21 protein-coding genes and 4 pseudogenes are annotated in these 22108 nt (G+C 70.7%); 13 read left to right on the forward strand and 12 right to left on the reverse strand.

The window, feature by feature from the left end:
• Positions 1-110: 110 nt before the first annotated feature.
• A complete protein-coding gene (locus PUR71_RS07310; RefSeq protein ID WP_329925522.1) occupies positions 111-689 on the reverse strand; it encodes a helix-turn-helix transcriptional regulator in 579 nt (192 codons plus the stop codon).
• Positions 690-1447: 758 nt separating this feature from the next.
• The gene (locus PUR71_RS07315; protein ID WP_329925523.1) at positions 1448-2521 is read right to left on the reverse strand and encodes a tetratricopeptide repeat protein; all 1074 of its coding nucleotides are present in this window, start codon (positions 2519-2521) and stop codon (positions 1448-1450) included.
• A gap of 138 nt (positions 2522-2659) precedes the next feature.
• Here PUR71_RS07315 and PUR71_RS07320 point away from each other — a divergent pair, with 138 nt between their 5' ends.
• On the forward strand, positions 2660-3166 hold the full coding sequence (locus PUR71_RS07320; protein WP_329925524.1) for a hypothetical protein: 507 nt from the start codon (positions 2660-2662) through the stop codon (positions 3164-3166).
• Here the strand turns inward: PUR71_RS07320 and PUR71_RS41165 are convergent.
• A pseudogene (locus PUR71_RS41165) lies at positions 3133-3516 on the reverse strand (alpha/beta fold hydrolase); the annotation flags it as partial. The gene PUR71_RS07320 and the pseudogene PUR71_RS41165 overlap by 34 nt on opposite strands.
• A 964-nt stretch (positions 3517-4480) precedes the next feature.
• Between PUR71_RS41165 and PUR71_RS07330 the strand changes: the two are divergent.
• From PUR71_RS07330 to PUR71_RS41170, 3 genes are all read left to right on the forward strand, one after another.
• Positions 4481-4672, forward strand: coding sequence for a hypothetical protein (locus PUR71_RS07330; protein WP_329925526.1), 192 nt, complete (start codon positions 4481-4483; stop codon positions 4670-4672).
• Between the two features lie 766 nt (positions 4673-5438).
• Complete coding sequence (locus tag PUR71_RS07335) at positions 5439-7136, forward strand: serine/threonine-protein kinase (RefSeq protein ID WP_329925527.1); 1698 nt, start codon at positions 5439-5441, stop codon at positions 7134-7136.
• A gap of 87 nt (positions 7137-7223) precedes the next feature.
• A protein-coding gene (locus tag PUR71_RS41170) for an IS630 family transposase (protein WP_443077405.1) occupies positions 7224-8305 on the forward strand; the annotation gives its coding sequence in 2 pieces (ribosomal slippage) (positions 7224-7709 and positions 7712-8305; 1080 coding nt in all).
• A gap of 47 nt (positions 8306-8352) precedes the next feature.
• Here the strand turns inward: PUR71_RS41170 and PUR71_RS07350 are convergent.
• The 3 genes from PUR71_RS07350 to PUR71_RS07360 all read right to left on the reverse strand — a co-directional run bounded on the left by PUR71_RS07350 (position 8353) and on the right by PUR71_RS07360 (position 10127).
• Positions 8353-8763, reverse strand: a complete 411-nt coding sequence (locus tag PUR71_RS07350) for a RidA family protein (RefSeq protein ID WP_329925529.1) — start codon at positions 8761-8763, stop codon at positions 8353-8355.
• Between the two features lie 135 nt (positions 8764-8898).
• A complete protein-coding gene (locus PUR71_RS07355; RefSeq protein ID WP_329925530.1) occupies positions 8899-9246 on the reverse strand; it encodes a hypothetical protein in 348 nt (115 codons plus the stop codon).
• 200 nt (positions 9247-9446) lie between these two features.
• On the reverse strand, positions 9447-10127 hold the full coding sequence (locus PUR71_RS07360; protein WP_329925531.1) for a hypothetical protein: 681 nt from the start codon (positions 10125-10127) through the stop codon (positions 9447-9449).
• A 68-nt stretch (positions 10128-10195) separates the two neighbouring features.
• Here PUR71_RS07360 and PUR71_RS07365 point away from each other — a divergent pair, with 68 nt between their 5' ends.
• The 5 genes and pseudogenes from PUR71_RS07365 to PUR71_RS07380 all read left to right on the forward strand — a co-directional run bounded on the left by PUR71_RS07365 (position 10196) and on the right by PUR71_RS07380 (position 12763).
• Positions 10196-10888 carry a helicase-related protein gene (locus tag PUR71_RS07365; RefSeq protein WP_329925570.1) on the forward strand — a complete coding sequence of 231 codons (693 nt, stop codon included), beginning with the start codon at positions 10196-10198 and terminating at the stop codon, positions 10886-10888.
• Positions 10804-11106, forward strand: a pseudogene (locus tag PUR71_RS41175) (helicase associated domain-containing protein); the annotation flags it as partial. The gene PUR71_RS07365 and the pseudogene PUR71_RS41175, both read left to right, overlap by 85 nt.
• A gap of 106 nt (positions 11107-11212) precedes the next feature.
• On the forward strand, positions 11213-11659 hold the full coding sequence (locus PUR71_RS07370; protein ID WP_329925532.1) for a hypothetical protein: 447 nt from the start codon (positions 11213-11215) through the stop codon (positions 11657-11659).
• A 502-nt stretch (positions 11660-12161) separates the two neighbouring features.
• Positions 12162-12533: a DUF6000 family protein gene (locus PUR71_RS07375; protein ID WP_329925571.1), complete on the forward strand. Its 372-nt coding sequence runs from the start codon at positions 12162-12164 to the stop codon at positions 12531-12533.
• Positions 12437-12763, forward strand: a complete 327-nt coding sequence (locus PUR71_RS07380) for a DUF6000 family protein (RefSeq protein WP_329925572.1) — start codon at positions 12437-12439, stop codon at positions 12761-12763. Before PUR71_RS07375 ends, PUR71_RS07380 begins: the two co-directional genes overlap by 97 nt.
• 8 nt (positions 12764-12771) lie before the next feature.
• Here the strand turns inward: PUR71_RS07380 and PUR71_RS07385 are convergent, their stop codons facing one another.
• Entirely contained in the window at positions 12772-13041 is a 270-nt protein-coding gene (locus PUR71_RS07385; protein ID WP_329925533.1) for a hypothetical protein, read from the reverse strand.
• Between the two features lie 24 nt (positions 13042-13065).
• Between PUR71_RS07385 and PUR71_RS07390 the strand changes: the two genes are divergently transcribed.
• Positions 13066-13584: a hypothetical protein gene (locus tag PUR71_RS07390; protein ID WP_329925534.1), complete on the forward strand. Its 519-nt coding sequence runs from the start codon at positions 13066-13068 to the stop codon at positions 13582-13584.
• Positions 13585-13714: 130 nt separating this feature from the next.
• Here PUR71_RS07390 and PUR71_RS07395 read toward each other — a convergent pair whose 3' ends face one another.
• Entirely contained in the window at positions 13715-15037 is a 1323-nt protein-coding gene (locus PUR71_RS07395) for a hypothetical protein (RefSeq protein ID WP_329925535.1), read from the reverse strand.
• Between the two features lie 1152 nt (positions 15038-16189).
• Between PUR71_RS07395 and PUR71_RS07400 the strand changes: the two genes are divergently transcribed.
• Positions 16190-16615, forward strand: coding sequence for a DinB/UmuC family translesion DNA polymerase (locus tag PUR71_RS07400; protein ID WP_329925536.1), 426 nt, complete (start codon positions 16190-16192; stop codon positions 16613-16615).
• Positions 16616-16785: 170 nt separating this feature from the next.
• On the opposite strand, the gene PUR71_RS07405 is transcribed toward PUR71_RS07400, so the two are convergent.
• Entirely contained in the window at positions 16786-16998 is a 213-nt protein-coding gene (locus PUR71_RS07405) for a hypothetical protein (RefSeq protein WP_329925537.1), read from the reverse strand.
• Positions 16999-17074: 76 nt separating this feature from the next.
• Here PUR71_RS07405 and PUR71_RS07410 point away from each other — a divergent pair, with 76 nt between their 5' ends.
• Positions 17075-17347, forward strand: a complete 273-nt coding sequence (locus PUR71_RS07410) for a hypothetical protein (RefSeq protein WP_329925538.1) — start codon at positions 17075-17077, stop codon at positions 17345-17347.
• Between the two features lie 626 nt (positions 17348-17973).
• Here the strand turns inward: PUR71_RS07410 and PUR71_RS07415 are convergent.
• Positions 17974-18939 (reverse strand): Lrp/AsnC family transcriptional regulator, encoded by a 966-nt coding sequence (locus PUR71_RS07415; protein ID WP_329925539.1) that lies wholly within the window; start codon positions 18937-18939, stop codon positions 17974-17976.
• A 117-nt stretch (positions 18940-19056) separates the two neighbouring features.
• Between PUR71_RS07415 and PUR71_RS07420 the strand changes: the two genes are divergently transcribed.
• Entirely contained in the window at positions 19057-20496 is a 1440-nt protein-coding gene (locus tag PUR71_RS07420; protein ID WP_329925540.1) for an FAD-dependent monooxygenase, read from the forward strand.
• Here the strand turns inward: PUR71_RS07420 and PUR71_RS07425 are convergent.
• A pseudogene (locus PUR71_RS07425) lies at positions 20424-21357 on the reverse strand (IS481 family transposase). The gene PUR71_RS07420 and the pseudogene PUR71_RS07425 sit on opposite strands and share 73 nt — an antisense overlap.
• A gap of 113 nt (positions 21358-21470) precedes the next feature.
• Positions 21471-22076: pseudogene (locus tag PUR71_RS07430) on the reverse strand (transposase); the annotation flags it as partial.
• Positions 22077-22108 lie beyond the last annotated feature (32 nt).

A 22108-nucleotide genomic window follows, 5' to 3' on the forward strand; every position in this document is an offset into this window, starting at 1 on the left:
CTGTCCCCGGCCGTCCGCACTGGCGACACCTTCACCCTGGTGGCCGACTCGGCCCTCGCCGACACCTCGATTGCCGGACCGGAAGTGGGTTAAGGCCCAGCTCGACAAGGTCAAGGCCGCCCAGCAGGGCTGATCAACCCACGTGCCGGGCCCCGTCCGGGGGCCCACCGGGAGTACGCCGGGCTCGTCGCCCGGTGTCCGGGCCGCCACGAGGTGCCAGGCGCCCGCGTCCAGGACCATCCCGTACGGGGACAGCGACTACACCTTGTCCGCGTCGGCACCGGGGTCCCGGAACCGCACCCGACCGCCTGCTCGTCCTTCACCGCCTGCGCGAGGAACGGGAGTTGCCCGCTGCCGGGTGCGGCTGGGCGCCAGGATTCGCCGTCGATCAGGAACCGGGCGCCGATGCGCGCCGCGTGGTCGCCCACCGCGGCGGGCAGCGCGGCGGGCAGCGCGGCGGCGATCTTGAGCTGGGCGGACGCGGCGTAGGAGGTCAGCCCGAGGTCCGCGGCCGGGCCGGGCAGTGCCAGCAGGAAGAGCGTCTCGGCCTCGCACGGGGTCAGCCCGATCAGCCGCGTGCGGTAGCCGTCCAGCAGCCGGTACCCGCCGTCGCGGCCGCCCTCGCCGTAGACCGGCACGCCCGAGGCGGACAGTGCCTCGATGTCGCGGTAGACCGTCCTGATCGACACTCCAGTTCCTCGGCCAGCGCGGCCGCGGTCATCAGTCCCCGGCTCTGCAACAGCAGCACGATCGACAGCAGTCGGCTCGCCCGCACGGCAAGTGCCCCCGTTCCCCTACGACTGACACAGGATGTCAGCCGGTCCGCTCTACGTTCCCCGTATGGCATTCCACCACAAGCACGTCCAGGCCCAGCCGCCCCTGACGATCGGCGCCTGGCAGCTCAAGCCGTACCACGTCACCCGCGACGCCGGCCGCCCGCTGGCCGCCCCGCTCGTCGAGGCCGCCTACGCCACCGCCGCGACGATGCTCCCCGATGCCGACGGCGAGATGCCGCCCGCCGGCTGGCTGGTCCTCCACGAGGGCAAGGGCGCCCTCTACCTCTGCGTGTACGCCTCGGTCTGGGGCAACGTCGTCCACGCCCGCACGGCCGCGGCCGGCGAGCCCTACCTCGGCTGCCCCGACGACGACCTCACCCACTGGGCCGTCAACACCACGCCGTACGCCGGCTGCGTGTGGGAACTGCCGACCATGGAATACGAACGCCGCGTCTGGGTCCGTCACCTCCTCGCCCCCGGACGCCCCCGACCTGGCGGCGTACCTCGCCGACCGCCTCCCCGACGGGCCCATCGGCGACTGAGCGCGCTCAGGCCCGTCCGACGGGTCCTGACCCGTCCCTCCGGCGCCGAGGGAGGTCTCCCGCCGTCAGCCGGGGCCCGCACCCGACCGCCGGGTGCGGGTCCCGGCCGGTGCCGAGCGGCTGCTCGCGTCAGCCCCCGGCGCAGTCGGCGGCGGCGCGCAGCCGGTCGACTTCGGCGAGGCCTTCGCCAGCCTGGGCGATCAGCGCGCCGAGGTCGTACTCGCAGGCGATGTCGAAGGCCTGCTGGAAGCAGGTCCGGGCTTCGTTCCAATCGCCGAAGTGGAGATGGGTGCGGCCGGTGGTCACGAGGCAGCCGGCAAGGTCGCCGCTGTTGCCCAGCTGCTCCTGGATGCCGTGAGCCTCCGCGAGAGCGGCGAGGGCTTCCTCCCGACGCCCCAGGCCCCGCAGCGTGTCGCCGAGGCTCGAGAGCGTGACCGCGCAGTTGTGGAGATTGCGGTGGTCGCGCCAGATCCGCAGCGCGCGTCGGAACATCGGCTCGGCCCTCAGGAAGTCCTCCTTGAGCAGGTGGGGGACCGCCATGGTCACCACGATGAGGCCCTCGTCTGCGATCGTGGGCTCAAGCTCGACGGCCTTGCGCACGTAGGCGAGACTTGCCGCACCGTCCCGCGCGTGGTTGTGGGCGACCGCGAGGTTCCTCAGGGCGCCGAGGGCGATGTCCCTGCGGCTGATCTTCTCGGCCACCTCAAGGGCGGCCTGCAGCGCCGCGATCGCCTCCTGGTTGCGGTAGGCCATCCCGTGGGCCACGCCGACCCGTTGCAACATCCAGGCCTGGCCGAGCAGGTCCCCGTGTTCACGGGCCGAGTCCAGGGCCATGGCCCTGAGATCGTCGGTCTCCCCGGTCCAGAAGCACAGGGTGTCGTATCCGGCCAGGCCGACAGTGATCCGCCAGGCGAGGTCGGGATGGGACGACCGGGTGGCCTGCCGGACCACCTCCTTGATGTTCGCCAGCTCCCGGGTGCACCACCACTTGGCCGCCTTCGCCCCGTCGAAGACGGGCGCGGGCGGCGTCTCCTCCAGCACGCCTTCGAGTGCATGGCCAAAGAAGGAAGCCGTCCTGCAGTTCTCCTGCGCCGCGAGGTACCAGACCATGAGCCGGATCCGGGCCGCGTCGCGGTCCTCGGGCGTCTCCTCCTCCCCGGCGCGTTCGGCCGCGTACTCGGCGCGGAGGTGCGGCGGTCCCACGGGCCGTCGTAGCGGTCGCGGTCGCGGGCGGGCCAGTCGGCGCACCGCTCGTCGGCCCAGGCGAAGTACGGGCCGGTCTCGCCGGAGCGGGTTCGGGCGTGCTCGGCCAGGGCGGCCCAGTCGGCGGCGGCGGGCGGGTTGGCGCTGTCCGAGCAGACCACCGCGAGCGCCTGGTCCGGAGACTGGCGCAGGACGGGCGGCAGCGGTGCGGTCTGCGTGGCGGACGCATCGGTGGCGCTCCAGAGTCCCTGGAGCGTGGCGCCGAGCCCGGTCCAGCCGATGGGCAGCTTCGCGACGGGATTGGTGGCGTACAGCGCGATGATCGTCGCCTCCACGGCCGAGCCGGCGGTGAAGGTCCCCCCATTGAACGCGACCGGCCGGGTGCGCAGCCGCTGCAGCAGCTCGCCGTACCTGGCCCGGGTCGCGGCGGCCGTTCCGGTGGAGAAGGCGCAGGTCTGGGGGCCGGCCTGGCCGCACTGGTCGAGGAAGGCGTCCAGGACGCGGGCGGTGGCCACGTCGCTGCCGTTGCGCAGCAGGGCGCCCGTGGTGGCGGCCTGGTCTCCGCGGCCGGTCGACCAGGCGACCGGGTCCGGGGCACTGTCGAGGACCATCGCGCGGACCCGGCCGGGAAACAGGTTGGCGTAGGTGGCGCCGAGGTAGCTGCCGTACGAGGTGCCCAGGTAGCTGAGCTGCCGGTCGCCGACCGCCCGGCGGAGCAGGTCCATGTCCCGGGCCACGTTCGCGGTGGAGATGTGCGCCAGCAGATCGGGGTTGCGGGCCGCGCACTGCCGGGCCAGGCGCTGGTAGGCGTCGGCCCAGGCGTGCTGCTGGTCCGCGCCCTCGGGGTAGCCGGCGGCCGTGCCCGCCAGCAGGGCCTGCTCGTCCGCCGGGTCGTCGAAGCACCGGACGGGAGCGCTGCCACCGGTGCCGCGCGGGTCGAAGCTGACGATGTCGAAGCGCCGGCGCACCTCTTCGGGGAACTGCCCGAGCATCATGGGCAAGGCCGTGGTGCCGGCCGCGGCCGGGCCGCCGGGGTTGTAGAACAGTGAGCCGATCCGGTGGGCCCGGTCCTGCGCCGGGTGCCGGCGAGGTCTATCCCGGCGCCGTGCGGGTCGTGGTGATCCAGCGGGACGCGGGCCGTCGCGCACTCGAAGTCGTCCGCGCACGCCGCCCAGGCGAGTCGCGGCACCGGGACGGTGTCCGGCGCAGCCACCGCAGTTGCCGGGCACACCGCGGCCAGCAGCGCGGTCGCGGCGGCACTGGCGACGAGCCGCCAGGAGCCTACCTCCCGTCGGTTTGTGGTGCAGAAGGCCCTGGGCCGGCGCCGTCCTGCGACCGGGCCGGTGGGAGGGGAGGTACGAGTCACGCGAGAGCCCTTTCGTCAACGGGCCGGGCGGTCGTCCGCGCTCCTCGGTCGCGGTGTACCGCCCGACATGTCAGACGGTTCCGCACCTCGCCGGCAGACCGCTGTCATCCCGCTGGCAGGGGGTCAGGCAGCCGTCCGGCAACAGGACAGCGGGCACTTGCAATTGCGAGAGGGCACACTGAGAAGCCGTTTCCTTTCCGATAGTCAGAAGTGCGTTTCCGCTGGTCAGGCATGAGATCGGCGCCTCGGCGGGAGAGACCGTGTGTCGTGTCGTCTCTTCGGTGGAGGTGCTGGATGCCGTCGGTGATGGGGCTTGTTGGAGGAGCGCGAGCGTGCCGCTCAGCAGCAAGTGGAGGCTCTTCCGACCGAGTTGTGGGAGGCGGAGGCCGTGTGGGAGCGGCTGGTGGTCGCCCGCGAGAAGGTGGCCGAAGTCCTGTCTGGGCCCCGCGCCGGCGGCGAGGCGCCGCCAGCCGTGGCCGCCGGTGAACGGATGGCGCGGGTCGCTGTCGCCGGCGCGGTGCCCGGATCGATTGTGCAGACGTGGCGGGAAGGGCTCGGTCTCGATTCGCCTGGCGCCGGACTACCGGCGGCTCGTGGCGATCCTGGCGGAGAGCGGGGAGGTGATGGATTGTCGGCAGCTCGCGGCGGCACTGGGGCTGGAGGTGATCGCGGCGAAGGTCGAGGGAGTGCGGTCGAAGGCGAAGCGCCTTGCCGCACGCGGCTGGCTCGCGGAGGAACGCCCGGGGATGTTCAGCGTGCTCGCCGGGCGAGCCGGCGACTCATGACCATGCTCATCGACCACCGGATCACCGCCTCGGAGGGGTCGGTGCGGCCTTCGTAGTCGCCGGTCCGGCTGCCCGCCCCGGCCCTCCGGCCAGGCAGGGACGGGAATCGAGTCACGCACGACCGCCCACTCCGCGTCGCTCATGTCGGAGGGGTACGGGCGGTCCCCGGCATTCCCGAACCGGTGAGCGAGACAATCGCACGGCAGGGGTGCAGAGTTGAACGACAAGAGGCAGACACGGAAGACTGCAGCCCCAGGGGGCCTCCTGTTGCTCGGTTGGATTCGACACCCACGAGCTGTGCGGGAGGTCCCACTTTCATGCCCAGCTGACCAGAGGATCACCCGACCGAGTCGGCGAACTCGAACTCACTCCCGCCAAGATCGATAGAGCAACGGCTTCTGACTGACCATCGACCATCGGCCGCGGCCGTGATCTTCTCCCCGGCGAGCCGGGAGCTGGCAGACCGTCTCCTCGCCGAGACGGTCGCGGTCCGTGACCCCAACTCTCGCCCTCGTCATTCCAACTGACGCATCTCCTGACCAACCCACTGCCACTCCAAGGCATACCCCACTGCTATCCCCACGACAATCCACACCAGGCTGGAGCGGGGCGCAGCAGGTCCGGACGGTCCGTCTCTGGCCGCGCTCTCGTACTACCCGGACCATCCCGCCTTGCCGAGGCGTCGGAGACGCGCTGACGGGACATCAGGCCATCGGTATGATCCGACCGGCCCGGGCCGGGGAGCTCGACGAACGGGGAGGTCGCGATGGACGACGTGTGCCAGTACGAGAAGTGGACCAGCGGGCCCATACCGGCTGGACTCGGGCCGGCGTGGGCGGACTGGAGCCACAATCCGTACCTGGTCGTTCCGTTGCTGCTGGTCGTGGTCGCGGCGCTACTCTTGCGTGTGCTGACGATCCCGGTGTTCATGGCGCACCTGCGCAGTCGGCGGGCTCGGGTGTTCACACCGCCGGGCGCCGAACTGCCACGGCCGAAGGGGGCCGCTCGCTTCGAGCCGTTGCTGCCCGTGCTGCTGACCATTGCCGTCACCGGCTTCCTGGCCCTGGCCTACAAGAACCTCATCCCGGGACTCTTCGGCGGCCAGCACTGCCATGCCATGAACTTCGTCGAGAACGCGCCGTGGCCGTTCTCGACGATCTACAAGGCCAGGCTGTTCACGCCCATGCCTGCGTCGAGCACCGAGATCGCGCAGGAGCTCGGGGTCGTGCTGGCGATCGGGTGGCTCCTTCCTTGGCTCCTCACCCAGTGGATCGCCGTCCGCGTGCGCATGCCGCTGACCGCGCAGGAGAGCGCCCGGTCGCGTTGGGAGCTGGTGTGGCAGCTGGCGGCGCGGGTGGCGGTCTGCCTGGTGCTGCCGTTCCTGGTGCTGGCCTGCCTGATCGCCTGGCAGTTGGTGTCGCTGATCGCGACCGGTGCCCTGCTGCGCGCGCCCGCGCGGGTCCGTCCCGCCGTTTCCCCGCAGACCGTTCCGCTCGGCGCACAGGCGCCCGTCCCTGTTCCCTTCCCGACGCAGCCGGACGCTCACGCCGCCGCGCCGGTGGTGCCGGTGATCCCCTGCCAGCCGCTGCGGGCGCACGAGCCGCGAGCGATCGGGCTGTACCAGCTGCTCGGACGCATCGGGGCGGGCGGGATGGGCACCGTCTTCCTGGCCCGGCGCCAGGGGTCCGCCACGCAGGTGGCGCTGAAGACCCTCAACCCGGAGCTGGTGGACGACGACGACCTGCGGCTGCGTTTCGAACGCGAGGCGCAGGTGCTGGCGATGGTCCCGGGCGTGTACACGGCGCGGGTCCTGGACACCGGGCTCGCGGACGGCACGCCGTTCATCGCGATGGAACTGCTGGACGGCCGCCCGCTGGAGGCGTACCTGCGTGAACAGGGCCCGATCCGCTCACCGGAGGCGCTGCGAGCGCTCGCCCTCGCGCTCGCCGTCGCCCTCGACGGGGTGCACCGCAGTGGTCTGGTGCACCGGGACCTCAAGCCCGCCAACATCATGATGACGACGGCGGGCCCGAAGCTGCTGGACTTCGGCATCGCCATGATCGTCGACGCGACTCGGCTGACCCGGACAGGCGGTGGACCGGGGACGCTGACCTACATGGCACCGGAGCAGTTCGGCGACGGACCGATCGGTCCTGCGGCGGACGTCTGGGCCTGGGGCTGCTGCGTGGTGTGCGCGGCCCACGGCGCGAGCCCGTTCGCGGCGACCAGCAGCCCGGCGGTGATCCGGAAGATCGTCGAGTTCGGCCCGGAGGACCACTCGCTCGCGGCCGTCCGGGCGCTCGACCCCGGTCTGGCGGCGGTCGTGGAGCGCGCTCTCGCCCGGGATGCGAGTGCCCGTCCGGCGGACGGCGGTGCGTTGCTCGCCCTGCTGGCCGGACAGGCCGTCGAACGTACTGCCCTGGACGACCAGATCACCCGCGGCTGGCGCACCCTCGTCCTCTGACCTTGGCGTTTACTGACCTCGGTGCTTCAAGGTGATTGGCCTGTTTGTGTAGCTGACTGACCATCATTTGAGTGTTATGCCGTTGGTATGCGCTATGCGGGTGGGGGCGGGCTGACGGCGAAGGCACGTCAGTGCCGCGAGGCGTTGCGACTGGAGGCCGCCGCGTTGTTCGACGAAGGTGTCCCGCCGGGGGAGGTGGCCCGCAGGTTGCGGGTGACCGCGAAGTCGGCCTACCAGTGGCACCAAGCCTGGCGGGAGGACGGGGCCGGGGCGCTGGCTTCACGGGGGCCGGGTGGACAGCGGTGCAAGCTGTCGGCCCGGTGCCGGGAGAAGCTTGCCGAGTACCTCGGGCAGGGGCCGGCCGCGCACGGCTGGGACCAGGACCAGGTGTGGACCGGCGCGCGGGTGGCGACGCTGATCGGCCGCAAGTTCCACGTGTCCTACAGCGCCTCGGGGGCCACCCGTCTGATGCGTCGGCTCGGCTTCACCTCGCAGGTCCCCGTGCGGCGGGCCGCGGAACGCGACGAGCGGGCCGTCACCGCGTGGAGGGAGGCGACTTGGGCGGAGGTAAAAGCGCCCGGGCGGCCTGCGACGGATGGCTCTGCTTCGAGGACGAAGCCGGGTTCACCCGCAGACCGCCCACAGGACGCACGTGGGGACGGCGCGGCATCACCCCGGTCGTGAAGGTCTGCGGGCGGGGCTCCGGCCGGATCTCGGTCGCCGGGCTGCTCGCGATGCGACCGGGCTCGCGGACCCGGTTGTGCCACCGCGTCCTGCGACACAGCGGCCGCAAGGGCGAACGCCGATGCCTGTCCGAACACGACTACATCAGCCTGATCGATGGGATACACCACCTGGTCAGGGCACCGATCGTGCTGCTGTGGGATCGCCTGAACACCCATGTCTCCCACGCCATGCGCGACCTGATCGGCGCACGGGACTGGCTCGCGGTGTTCGTCCTGCCCGCATACGCCCCCGAGCTGAACGCGGTCGAATACCTGTGGGCCCACGTCAAACGAAGTCTGGCGAACCTCGCCAGCGTCGCCCTCGACCGACTCGAAATCCTCGTCCGGAACCGCCTCAAACGACTGCAGTACCGCTCCGACATCCTTGACGGCTTCCTTGCCGGGACCGGGCTCTCCCTCGACCTCCCACCACCATCACCCTGAAGCGCCGATGTCAGTAAACCCGCCGAGGAGCCTGTGAGTACCCGGCATCACCGGACGAGTCCGATGGCCTCAATCTCGATCATCCACTCAGGGTTGGCGAGTGAGGAGACCTCTACGAACGACTCCGCGGGGTGAGGCTTGTCCGGGAAGTGTTCCGCGCGCAACTTGGCAAAGATGTCCTGCTGCGCTATGTCCGTGACGAACACGGTCGCCTTGACTACCTCGGCGAGGCTAGAGCCCGCGTTTGTGAGGACCGTCGACAGATTCGCGAGCGCCTGACGGGCTTGCGTCTCGAAGTCCCCGGCCCCGACCGTGGCTCCCTGAGCATCGATCGGCGCCTGCCCTGATGTGAAAACCAAGTTCCCGACCCGGACGCCGAGCGAGATACCGGCCGACTCGTACCAGTCGGGTTCTGCGGAGACGCGCACGCGCTCGGCGGCAGGCTGTGTGACGGTCATATTGCTGGCACTCCCTCAAAACTGCACAAGCGGAGCCGGGCAGCTGTGACCACCCCGGCTTGATCGACAGCCACGAGATCCTGAGATTCATTCCCGAGGGCTTGCAAGTCCGCCTCGGCACAGCTCGGGTGATGGTCACCTAGTTTCGGGTTCACCGCGTACGTAGGGGTTCTTGCGGCCGGGGAGTCCGAAGGCGCTGTAGATCCGGGCGAGCGCCTGATAGGCGTCCGCCTCCGGAGTCGAGGCCGACCAGTCGAGGTTGAAGGTGTCCTGCGAGGTCTCCCGGGGCGAGCCCTGGAGGGGGAAGGCCGGGTTGGCACCGGGGGCCAGGCGAATCCCGCCGAAGATGGTGGCGCCACGCGGTGCCGCCACGGGCCGGGGACGCGGCAGGATCTGCTGGTCCACCAGGCGGTAGTACTCGTAGGTCATCTTCGGCAGGGTGAGCACGTTCAACCGGCCGGATTCCCGGTAGTTCCGGTCCATGGCCCATCCGAGCCTGTCCGGGGTGGCGAGGGCGGCCGCAGTGACCGTGCCCCCTGCGGCGACAGCCAGGGCGCGACGGGGTTCGGACTGGAGCAGCCCGCCGGCGAACGGGACTGAGCGGGTGGGCCCGAAGGGGACCTGGCGCAGGGGCTCCTGCCGTACCAGGGTGCCACGGATGCCGTTGTCGTCGTGCAGGGCGTTCAGACCGACTCCTGGTCCAGCTGCGGATAGCCGATCTCGGAGATGTCCTGGGCCAGGTCCGCCAAGCTGACCTCAGGGTTCAGCAACGATATGAGTTCCTGGCTCAGCGGCCGCAAGGCATGGACCTGGGTCACCGCCCCCAGGTTGATGGTGACCTCGTAGTAGTCCTCGGCGAAACGCTGGAAGGCTTCCGGAGAACGGTCGACCAGGAGGCCGAACAGGCTCGTCGCCCCGTCAGGATCGACAGCACCCTCGGGGAAGTCGATCGTCCCGTGATGCCACCGCTCGTCCGTCGGCCCCCGCCACAAGCAGGCCGTCACGACCGGCACGTCGTCCTCGTCGGTGAACGCCGGCTCCTCGACGAAGGGCCTGAAGAGCTCGGGGACCTCGTCGATCACTCCCGGCCAGACCTCGCCATCGTTTCTGAAGGGGCTCATCGGCGATTCGTGATCGAAGCCCCGCACATAGGCCCCGGCCCCCGAGAACACGATCGAGTACTTGTCTCCCGACCCGTTGCGCATCGACGCCATCTCCTCACCGTCGGCCCAACCGGCGTTGAAGGAGTAGTACCGGCCCTCCCAGTCCGGGCTCAGGATCGCATCGAGTATCGCCAGCGAACGGCACTTGTCCCGCAGGTCGGCGATGCTGGGGAGCTGGCGGGCTACGTCATAGACAGTCACGTGCTCATCCAACCCGACATCACCGACACCCGAGCCCGCCGGGAGAGGAAGGCGAGGAGTGCGGCATCCTGTGCAACGCCCGCCTGCTCGCCGAAGGCATCGACATGCCGGCAGTCGACGCGGTCGTGTTCGCCGACCCGAAGACCTCCGTCGTCGACATCGTCCAGGCCCTCGGCCGGGCCGTCCGCCAGAAGCCCCAAGAGGGCAAGGTGGCGTACATCATCATCCCGGTCTACATCCCCAGCCCCGACGCGGACGGCGAGGAAGCCGACGACCTGCCCACCGCCGACCCGGCCATCGTCGGCCAGGCCGGCCCCCAGGTGCAGGAGGAGGCCGAGCAGGCGGTCAGCGCCTCCGCCTACACCCCGGTGCTGCATGTCCTGCGCGCGCTCGCCAGCGTCGACTCCCGGGTCGTCGGCCGCGTCGCTGACCTGCGCACCCACCGCCAGCAGGACCACGTCCTCAAGACGGACTCCCGCCGTACCGACGCCGACGACGCAGAGAGCGGCGACGCTGCCACGCCCGAAGAGGAGCCGCTCGCCTGGCTGCGCATCGACGCCACCCGTCACCGGGGCGACATCCTGCGCAGCCTCAAGCTCCGCATGTTCTCCCCCGGCAGCAGGAGTTCGAGCACATGCTCGGCGTCGCCACCGACTTCTACCGCGGACACGGTCACCTCGACCCCCCGAACACCGAGGACAACCGCGAGCTGCGCACCTGGCTGCGCAACCAGCGCCACCTCAACGAGACCGGTGCCATGAGCCCGGCCCGGCGCTCCGAGCTGGACGCCATCGGCATGATCTGGAGCAAGACCGCCCACGCCTGGGAGCGCGGCTTCGCCTACGCGACCGCCTACCACCACTTCAACGGTGACCTGGCCACGCCCAAGAGGGCGGTGTTGGACGACTACAACATCGGCCGCCGGATGGACCGCCAGCGCAAGGACCCCGGCCTGGCCGAGGAGCAGCAGGCGAAGCTGGACGCCCTGGACCCGATGTGGCGGCTCGACCCGGAGTGGAGGCGCACCCACCGCAGGGTGGTCGCCTACCTCCAGGCGGGCGGCACGCTCACCGGAACCGCCACCCGTGTGTTGGGCCCAGGACGGCCTCGGTGTCGGCAGCGAGGGGTGGGCCTGGTTCCTGTTCGACGAGGAGCGGATCAGGCCACTGCCCGAACCCGCCGGCCCCGCCCCCGCGGCCACGCCGTACTCCGGCACGTGGCGGGACGCGGTCGTGGTGCCGCGCGAGCTCGCCGGCCCACCCTCACTTGAGGAGACCGAGCGCTGCTGGCGCCTGGCCTGGCTGCGTGTGGGCGGCGCATGGGCCTCGGCCCTGGTCACCGCCCGCCGCAGGCCCGGACCCGGACTGCCGTGGATCGCCCTCGCACGCTGGGGCGAGGACAAGGCCTCGGCATGGGTGATCGCGGACGGCGTCACTTTGCGCCCGCTCCCGCCCTCCGAGGCCGAGGAAGCCGCCGCCGCACCGACGGCCGACGGCCCGCTCGAGGCTGAAGGCGACGGAGGACCGCGATGACCGCGCCGGCCGAGGTCCAGACGCAGTCCGAGCACGGCCTGCGCCGACAGCACCCGCGGCGGCTGCGACCTCCACAGCTGAACCCGCCCCTGAGGTCCGCCGCGCTGTCGTCGTGTGTGGTCCGCCGGACGAATCGGCCCTCGGCTGTGTGAAAGCCGAGGGCCGCGTCTCGATCGCCCGCGTGCCCGGTGTCGGCCCCGGAACCAGGCGAATCCGCTGACGGGCCGGTGACAGCGGTGGGAAAGTTGAGATGCGGGCATCCGGTCTGCGGTCGAGCCCGGGGGGCGGTCCCGGTGGGGACCGCGTCGGCCGTCAGTCCCGCTGGGCTTCGCGCGAGGCTGGCTGACCGGTCCGGCGTGATGAGCGCCGCGTGAGGCGCCTGGTCATGATAGTGATCGCGGCCAGGTGATCAGCGACTCGGATTCTCCGAACTATGGACTGGAGCTTCTGGGACCCCGCTGGTGGGGCTGTCTCCTGGGTAGGTCATGATGCGGCGATGAGCATGCAGCATCCTCAGGAAGTCGGCCAGGGGCACGTCGTGGCCCGATATGTCGCTGGCGAACGGCGATACCTCGAACTGCTGGGGGGTAATTTCCTCCGCCTTGCGGTGGAGGCGAGAGCTGCCTTCGTAGATTCGCTGCAAGCTGATTCTCTCCAGGCGAGCGACCAGGAGATCAGGGCACTCCTTGGATATGAATGGCGTTCCCGACTGACCGCAGCGTGGTTGGTCGGTGTCGCCCGGCGGTTGAATGGCGTGAACGCATCGGGGACCTCCTCCTGGCCAGCGAACTCACCCATGCAGGTCAGGGCTACTGCTTTGCGCTCGCTCGGTTCGGCACCCAGGACGATGCAGACATCCTTGTGTCCTATTTGAACCGTTATCTTCCACAGTTGGAATGCCGGTATGACCAGGGACCCGCCCTTGGGGCTCTCATGAGACTGGATTCCCAGTTGGGCACACGTCATGCCGAGCAATTCATTTCTCCGGACGGCCCCTGGGAACGGTGGGTCGATGCGCTTCCACATACGCGCGGAACTGCGGCCGCCTGGGCGGGCAGCTCCAGAGAAGCGATCGACGCATGGTGCGGGCCTTGGGACGCTTGACCTGTCGCTCATGAACTGGAGAACGGTGTCGACCGTCGGCTGTCGGTGGCGCGCCCCGCGATCTGGTCGAAGGTGGGCATCCCGAGGTCGACCGCCGACGGCGCGCGGGCTGTGGCGGCGTCCATCTGGACGAGCTTGTCGTTGGCGCCAGCAAGGCTGGTTTCGAGGCCTTCGACTTCGCCGAGCCAGCCTTCCCGCTTGGCCTCGGCGATGCGGTCGATGAGGTTGTCGCGGATCTCGATGAGCCGGGGTCGTTCGGCGGGGTCGGGTCGGAGCATGGCGCATCGCAAGCAGGCGTGCTCATGAACGTAGCTGCTTCCGTATGCTCGGCCGCACTGCCCCAGGGCCAGCTTGCGCCGCTCGACCACCACTCCACCGCCCAGCCCGCCCCCGCTGCCGAGGGCCTCCCCTCGCTGTGGGACCGGACGGTCCAGGCACTGGCGGCCGCCGACATCGAGGTCGTCCGGGCCTGGGACGGCCGCCCGGGCGCGGTGCTGGAACCCGGCCCACACGGCCTGGGCATCGCCGTGCGCTGGCAGCCCACCCGCGAGCAGCCGCTGCCCGGCAAGATCCTCACCGTCAACACCTGCCGCGGCGAGCTGCCCACCGCCCGCCGCCTCCAGAACCTGATCCTCCAGACCCACCTCAACACCGCGCCGGCCTGCTGCTCCTCCTCGGCGCGCTTCAGCGGTGTGCTCGCCTCGAAGCCCAACCTGTCCGCTCGTCAGGAGTGGGTCCTCAAGGCGAAGCGGGACGCCGTCCTGGCCAACCGCTTCGGCGGCCACGTCGTCCTTCCGGCAGCGGACGAGGAACCGCGGTAGCCGCCGTGGTCCGGCCCCGGTCCGGGGCACCGAAGCTGGTGCCCCGCGGGGTCGATCCGGGAACATGACGATGCGGAGGACCGGACGGGAACCAGGCCTGGGCCCCGCCGTCGATCAGCAGGTCAGCAGGTCAGCAGGTCGGCTTGCCGGGTGCGCCGTCCGTGCCGGCGGTACCATCGGTGCCGTTAGTGGTGAAGCTTCGAAAGCCGCCGACGCCGCCGACGCCGCCAACGCCGCCGACGTTGACTGCGTTGGCAGGCACGGTGGTCTGGCAGATGCCGTTGCCGCCGTTGCCGCCATTGCCGCCGTTGCCGCCGTTGCTGCCTCCGCTAATGACCGACCCGATGCCGCCATTGCCGCCGAAGCCGCCATTGCCGCCGATGCCGCCGGTGTTGGCGTTGTCGGTGGAAGCGTTGATCGTCCCGCCGCTGCTGCCGTTGCCGCCGCTACCGCCGCTACCGCCGCTACCGCCGTTGCCTGCGTTGGCGCCACGGAAGCCGACGCCGCCGCCAGTGCCGCCGTTGCCGCCGAAGCCGCTGTTGCCACCCGTGGTGGTCACGGAGGTGGCAGTGATGGTACGGGTGTTGCCGCTGAGGCCCCCGGCACCGTTGCCTGCGTTGCCGCCGTCACCGCCGCTACCGCCGTCGCCGCCGTGGCCGCCGTGGCCGCCGCGGCCGCCGTCGCTGCTGTTGCCACCGGCGGTGGTCACAATGGCGGCGGGTGCGTTGATGGTGCCGTTGTTGCCATTGCCGCCAGTGCCGCCGTTGCCTGCGTTGCCGCCACGGCCGCCGTTGCCGCCGTTGCCGCCAGTGCCGCCGTCACCGCCGTCGCCGCCAGTGCCGCCGTTGCCGCCGATGGCGGTCACGGCGGTGTCGGCGGCGGCGCTGTTGACGATGATGTCGCCGAGGTTGCCGCGACCGCCGTCGCCGCCGTTGCCGCCGGCGGTACCGTTACCGCCGGCGCCCACGACGGGGGTGGTTCCGTTGACGCCGGGGGTGCCGTCGCCGCCCCGACCGCCGGTGACGGTGATGGTGCTGGTGTTGGCGCTGGCGGCGATGGTGATGAGGCCCTCATTACCGCTACCGCCGTCGCTGCCGGCACCGCCGTCGCCGCCGGTGACGTTCAGGGTGAAGGTGCCGGTGCCGGTGTAGGCGAGGGTGCCGGTGTGGCTGATACCGGGGGCGCCCTGGGTGGTGTTCGTGATGGTGACGACGGTGTCGAGGCCGGAAAGGGCCCAGTACCGGGCCAGCCCGGCGGTGCATTCGAAGGTGGCCACAGGGGTGGTGCTGGTCTGAATGCAGCCGGGAGGCAGGGTGTCGGCGTGGGCCGGGGCGGCCGCGGCCAGGCCGGCCAGGGCCAGACCGGCGGCACCGGCACAGGCGACGGCCCGCTGACCTCGTCGATACGGGCGCGGACGGCATGCGGATGGCTCTACCGGTGGCGTGTCGGGCATGACCGCTCTCCTTGCAATCAGAGGATGGGGGAGCGGACCGTGATGAGCGGTCCGTGGTTGGAATGCAGCACCACCGTTGCCTCGGATCCGCGCGGTGACCGATCCCGCTGCACATCGCTGCACCCGAAGCGGCCCCGGGACCGAAGTCCCCGCACATCCATGGAAACCGAGGGTCCTTCAGTGCGAATTGGGAGCATGTAGTGATGTATCACCCTGATTGTGAGGGAAGGCCCGTGGATGCGTGGTCAACGCGCGGAGCCGGGTCCGTTGGCCGGCTCCGGCAGACCCCGTACGGAGTATCCCTCTCCCCGTCGCAAACCCGCGAAGCGAGTGCTGCCAGGGCAAAGGCGTCTCAAGACACCAACCCGACCACCGCACGACCATGACCTGTCACAGCGCCATACAGGCGCCGCGCGGGCCAGCAGGGACGGTGAGCCAGGAGCACAGCGAGCACGGCGACGGCCAGGCCGACGACCAAGTAGCGCGGGCGGCGAAGCGGGTGCCGAAGCAGCGCACCGCGTTCGTCCACGCGAAGGCCTACCCGAACGGATCCACCGCCCCGCTGCGCCCCTGGTGGCGCATCCGGCTGCACCATGCCGAGAAGTACCCCAACCACTGGAGCAACGTCAGGAGCCTGAGCGGGTGCAACGCTGCAACGCGGAAGACGCGTTGCACCCGCGCTCCGTTCTCTGCACTCCGTCCAGCCACGCCAGTCGAATCTACGTACGTCTCGTCGCTCCTCTCCGACTTTTGGCCACGTGTGGGGTCCTCAGGCAGGAGGTCACGCCCGGCGCGCGCGGGTATCACTGCTGAGTGAGGCCGCCGGGAGTCACGCGCAGCTCGGAACCCTTCATTGGTTCGCGTGCGCAGTTCCAGGAAGTTCAGTGAGGTGGGCAGCACCGTCAACCCGGCTGAGGGGACACCATGTTCAGCATGTCTGAGACGTCGACCTCACCCGCGCGTCGCCCAAGGCGAGGTCAGCTTCCGTCAGGTCCTGTCGTCCGGGCGGTGATGTACTGCTCGGCGCTTGCAGCTGGCGTTTCGCTGGTCCTCACGGGCCATGCGACGCCTGTTGAGGCAAGCGGCTACGTATCGCCGTTCCTCGTGGTCTTCGAACGTAATACCGGGAGAAAGGATGAATAGCCTGCAGCGGTGGCAGCTGCTCGGCCCTGGCCATCCGGAACCGGTACAGGGCGGCTGCCACGGCGCTCCACCACCACCCGCTCCCGCACCCTGCACGAACCCACCCACCACACCCCCGCCCTGCGCGACACCCTCTGCGCCATCCACACCCGCCTCGGCCTCCAACGCGCCCGCATCCGCGCCCTCACCTCCCGCGCGGGCCACCTCACCCCCGCCACCCACGCCCACACCCAGCTCACCCTCGACCCCACCATCGAAGACCAGCGCCGCCTCGAACCCGTCCTCGACAAGGCCAACAACCGCTGGGGCACCGGCACACTGCGCCCCGCCGCGCTGACCACCGCGCGCGCGAACGCCAAGACCCGGCCCGCGGCGTGCCGATCAGCTAGCGGTGCCGGCCGTCCGTCCGTGCCCGGTGTCAGCGCCCGAGGCTAGGGTCAAGATCAACGGAAAGGACGTCAGAGCACATGGACACCACTGCCGTCCCCGGGCGGGCGGGCCGGGTGGCGGAGACCCACGCCGGGCGCCGGCTGACCACCCCCGTGGCGGTCCTGCGCCGCCTCTGAGCAGGTCCGCACGTTAGCGGCCCAGAGCGGGACCACGGCCTACGGCGCTGCCTCCTCCGGGGCGGTGCGAGCAGGAGCGGCCAACGGCCGTCGGGCCCCGAATACGAAGGGCGTGATCGGCTGTGGTGGCGCCGTCACGGCCTGCAGCGTTTCGGCCGGCAGCCGGCGCCGGCCGGTGGCGTCCGGGACCTGTTCGTCGACACCGTCGGACGGACGGATGTGAAGCGGGCGGCGGCGCGGCTGACTGGTCATCGGGTCACGGTACCGGCCGCACGGGCTTCGTTCCGGTCGCGGCCACTTTGTCGGTGCCGGCTGGGACGCTGGCGTGATGGACGACGAGCAACTGCTGCGCGGCCGGGTCTACGGGACCGACCACGACGACCCCAACCCCGGCCCTCGCCTGGGACACGAATACCGCGAGCTTGTCGGCGGCCCGCTCGACGGCCTCCTCCTGGACGTCACCGGCTGGGACCACGAGCGCCTCGCCGACGGAGCCGCACTGTCCACGGAGATCGGCGCGTTCGGACCCGGCGGCCGAGCCCACTACGAGCCGCGGCCCGCCGACCCGCGCCGCTGGGACTGGTCCGGTGACACGCCCTGACCGGGCTACTCCCGGCCTCGCACGGTCTATGGGGAAGAAGGCCGGCGCCGATCCGGACCAGTCCAGGCGGCGCGACGGTGGACGGCCCCGCACAGTAAGGGGGAGACCGGTCCGCTCCCGAGCCCCCGAGCGGAGGCGGACCGGTCTCACAGCGTCAGCTCCGGCACCCCTTGAGGGGTCAGGGATTCGGGTGGCCGTAGAAGGGGCGACGGCTTCGCCACCGACGCGGACCGCGGCGACGACGCGCTGATGGTACTCGGCGATGGAGGAGCCGTCGGGCAGGGGAGTGGGGGTGCCGGTGCCAGGCGAGCCACATCACCGTCCTCCACCCCGGCGCCGCCTGCCTGCTGTGCCGCGGACGGGTCACTCCCGCGCTGGCAGCCGCCCAAGAACGCGCCGCCGAGGAATAGCTCCAGCTGGCCAAGGAGGGCTACGCCCCAGCGCTGCCCGGCGTCGAGCCCGCCATCGTCGCCTACACCACGGCAACGGCCGCAGCCGCCGTCGCCGAGCTTCTCGAACGGCTCGTCGGCTACGGACCGGCCCCACGGCCGAGCGAGACCCTACTGCTCTTCCACGAACGCCGGATCTCCCTCAACCACCAGGGCTCACAACGGTTTGCCCAGGGGCTACCTCTGGTTCCCGGCCTGCTTGAGGGTCTTGATCACCGGTGCCGTTTCGATGTGCGTGATGGCCGGCAGCGCGGCCACTCGGGTGGTCAGGTACCGGTACAGCTCCCGCTGGTTCGCGCACACCACGCTCGCGTAGAGGTTGGTCGGCCCGGTCGTGGCGGCGGCGAACGCGACCTGCGGATGCTCGGCCAGTGCCTGACCGGCCTGCGCCAGCTTCGCGGGGGTGACCGAGAGCCAGAGCAGGGTGCGGGTGCCGACGCCGAACAGGCTCCAATCGACGTCGATGTCCCAGTACAGCAACCTGCGCCCGCGCAGTTCGCTCATCCGGCGCCGGACCGTCGTCGGTGACCAGCCGGTCACCGCAGCCAACTGCTCGAACCCGGTCCGACCGTCGACGGCCAGTGCGGCGAGCAGCCTCCGGTCGCCGTCATCGAGCCGCATCGGCCCCGGTCGATGAGGTACCGCAGGCGGGCGCAGCCGTTCAATCGCCTCCTCCTCCAGCGGGCCGAGTCTGGCGATGAGGCTGTCCGGGCCGCCGTAGAAGGTGTGCAGCACGGAGTGCGCGGTCACTCCCTCCACGCGGGGCGTGCGGGGGAGCTTAGCTAGCAGCAGCGCCTCGCTGTCGGCTTCGCTCTCGGCGCGGACCGCACAGGTGATCTCGGTGCCGCCGGAGGTGACGCTCACCCAGGACGTGTCGGGGCGTCTGGCCAGCGCTTCGGCCACCGGGAGCGCCGCGGCGGGCGCGCAGCGCACCCGCAGGAACCACACCACTGCGCCCAGCGCGGTCGGGTCGACCCCGCCGATCACCCGGACCGCCCCGGTTGACCGCAACCGGGCGTACCGGCGGGCGATGGTGCGATCCGACACGCCGAGAACCCCGGCGATGGTGCTGAACGGGGCGCGACCGTCGATCTGCAGGGCGTGCACGAGGTGTCGATCCAGCTCGTCGTAGTCGGATTCCACCGACAACACCCTACTCAGAGTCAGATACCGACGCAGTCGAGTGCTTTTCTGGCTCGAGTGGCCCGGCCGGCGGAGTGTTGACCCCGTCCTGATCCACACACGCAGGGAGAAGAACCCATGGACATCGATGTGCTCGTCGTCGGCGCGGGCCCGACCGGAATGATGCTGGCCAACGAACTGCGGCTGGCGGGGGTGTCGACCATGCTGGTCGACAAGCTCTCGCGGCGCAGCGAGTCGTCCAAGGCAGGTGGCGTGCAGTCTCGCACCCAGGAGGCACTCGACCAGCGCGGCCTGCTGGAACCGCTGCTGGCCCTGGGAATGCACCAGGACAGCACCGCTCACTTCGCCGGTATCCCACTGCCGCTCACCCGTGGCCGACACCGCCTGCCGTGGCGGTCCGTGCCGCAGGTGGTGATCGAACGGGTTCTCGCGCAGCACCTCGCCGCACACGGCATCGCCGTCGGGTGGGACCGCGATCTGGTCGGCCTCGCCCAGGACGAGAGCGGAGTCACCGCGACCTTCGCCGACGGCTCAAGCGTCCGCTCCCGTTACCTCGCCGCCGCGGACGGCGCCCACAGCACGGTGCGGTCGCTGTTGGGAGCGGAGTTCCCCGGTCGACCGGGCACGGTGACCGTGGTGGCCGCCGACGTGCGGTTGAGCGGCGACGAGGAGTTGACGACGCACGCGTGGAGTGAGGGCGGGCACTGGGCGCAGGTGTTCCCGCTCGGCACCGACGCGCAGGGCAGGCCACTGCGCAGGCTCGCCCTCGGCGGACCGGGCCGGTCGCTGGCCAGGGAGGTCCCGGTCACGGAGGAGGAGATCCGCGACGGTTTGCGCACCGTGTACGGATCGCGGGTGCAACTGCTCGAACTGTGCTACGCCCGCCGCATCACCAACGCGGCCCGGCAGGTCGCGCAGTACCGACACGGCAGGGTGTTCCTGGCGGGCGATGCCGCCCACATCCACCTTCCGATCGGTGCCCAGGGCATGAACACCGGGATGCAGGACGCGCTCAATCTCGGATGGAAGCTCGGCGCCGCCGTGCGTGGCTGGGCACCGGAGCAGCTGCTGGACACGTATCACGCGGAACGGCACCCGGTCGCGGCCGCTGTGCTGCGCAACGTCCAGGCGCAGAGCCTGCTGATGGACTGGGAGGGCACTCGCGAACCGGATCTGCTGGCGGCCAAAGAACTCTTCGCGGACATGACCCGGCTTCGGGACGTCCAGTACCGTCTCGACGACGTGCTGTCCGGGATGGGTATCCGCTATCCGATGCCGGGCTCCGAGGCGCATCCGCTCATCGGCCTGCCGTCGCCGGACCTGGACCTCGGCCCGGCCCGGCTGCACGAACTGCTGCGGTCCGGACGCGGTGTCCTGCTCGATCCGGCCGACGGGCTCGCCGAGGTCACCTGCCCGTGGTCGGACCGAGTGGACCGGGTGGGGCAAGGTGCCTGCACCGAACCCATGCTCATCAGGCCGGACGGCTATGTCTGCTGGGCCGGCAGCTCGGACGACCTGGAACCGGCGCTCGGACGTTGGTTCGGTGAGCCCCGCTGAACCGACGTCCAGCCCGTTGGCCGTCGCGACGTCCGGTGCGCGAGCCTGGCGTAGGCCCACTCGTCGAGCAGGGTGCGGTTGAAGCGTTCGACTTTGCCGTTGGTCTGCGGCCGGTAGGGACGGGTGCGCTTGTGCGTGATCCCGCCGGCCGCGAGGGCGTCGCGCCATAGCCGGGAGCGGTAGCAGGAGCCGTTGTCGGTCAGCACCCGCTGGACGCTGATCCCAGCCTGGGCGAAGAACGCTTGGGCGCGGGTCCAGAACGCGGCAGCGGTCTCCTTGCGCTCGTCGGCGAGGATCTCGCTGTAGGCCAGACGCGAGTGGTCGTCGACGGCGTTGTGCAGGTGGCTGTAGCCGGCGCCGGAGCTGTTCTTCTTCCCGACGGGGCGGCCCAGCACCCGGTGGCCGCCGCCGTCGGGGATGTTGCCGAGCTTCTTGATGTCCACGTGGACCAACTCGCCTGGCGCGCCGTGCTCGTAGCGTCGTATCGGTCGTCCGGTGGCGCGGTCGAGGTGCGCGAGGCGGGCAAGCTTGTAGCGGGTCAGGACGCGGTGGACGGTGGCCGGGTTCAGCCGCAGGAGGTAGGTGATGCGGGCCGGTCCCCATCGTCGCAGGACGCGGACCTTGATGATCCTGCGTTCGGTCCGGGGTCGGGGTGCGGCGCGGGCTGTGGTGCGGGCGGCTGGAGCGGTCGCTCATGCCCGCCTCGCCGAGCGCGCGGTAGCGGTCCGCCCAGCGCTTGGCCGTGGTCGGTGAGACCTGGAAGCGCTCCGCGGCCCGTCGCAGCGGCCAGCCGTCTTCGACCACGCAGCGGGCCAGGCGCAGGCGTCCGGTCTCGGTCAGCGGTGCGTTACGGTGTGGCATGAGGGCCTTTCTGGTCGCCGGGTAGATGTCGCAATCCACACCGAGCCAGAAGGCCCTCACTCATTTCAAGATCACCACGCCGTGAACCCTGTCACCAACCTCCGTGGTCAGTACACCTGGCCGTCACGCAGCTTCACGTGCACGCAGTCGATGAACACCACCGGGTAGACCGGATCGAGGGGCCGGTTCTGCCACTCGGCCATGCCCTCGACGACCTGGTCGGTGATGGTCGAGATGGTCTGCTTGGACACCTCCGCGCCGTAGACCTCGGCCAGGTGCGCGGAGATCTCACCGTGTGTCAGACCGCGGGCGGACAGCGAGAGCACCATCTCGTCCACGCCGGAAAGGCGCCGCTGGCGCTTGCGGACCAGCTGCGGCTCCAACGAGCCCTCGCGGTCGCGGGGAACCTCGATCTCGACCGGGCCGACCTCGGTGAGCACGCTCTTGGACCGGGTGCCGTTGCGCGAGTTCCCACTGCCGGCCCTGGACGGATCGTGCTTCTCGTAGCCGAGGTGGTCCGTCATCTCGCCTTCGAGGGCGGATTCCAGGATCTTCTTCGTCAGCTGCTGCAGCAGGCCGCCGGCACCGGTGAGCTGCAGTCCGCTCACGCGGGCCCGGTCCAGCAGCTGCCCGATCAACTGCTCGTCCAGCGCGTCCGGCTGCAACTCCACCGGTCGCACGGCCTCCACGGCTTCAGCCGAGACGGTCACTTCCTTCATCAGGTGCTTCTCCTTGATCGGGAGTTACACCG

Source organism: Streptomyces sp. SP17BM10 (assembly GCF_036322405.1).
Classification (GTDB): domain Bacteria; phylum Actinomycetota; class Actinomycetes; order Streptomycetales; family Streptomycetaceae; genus Kitasatospora.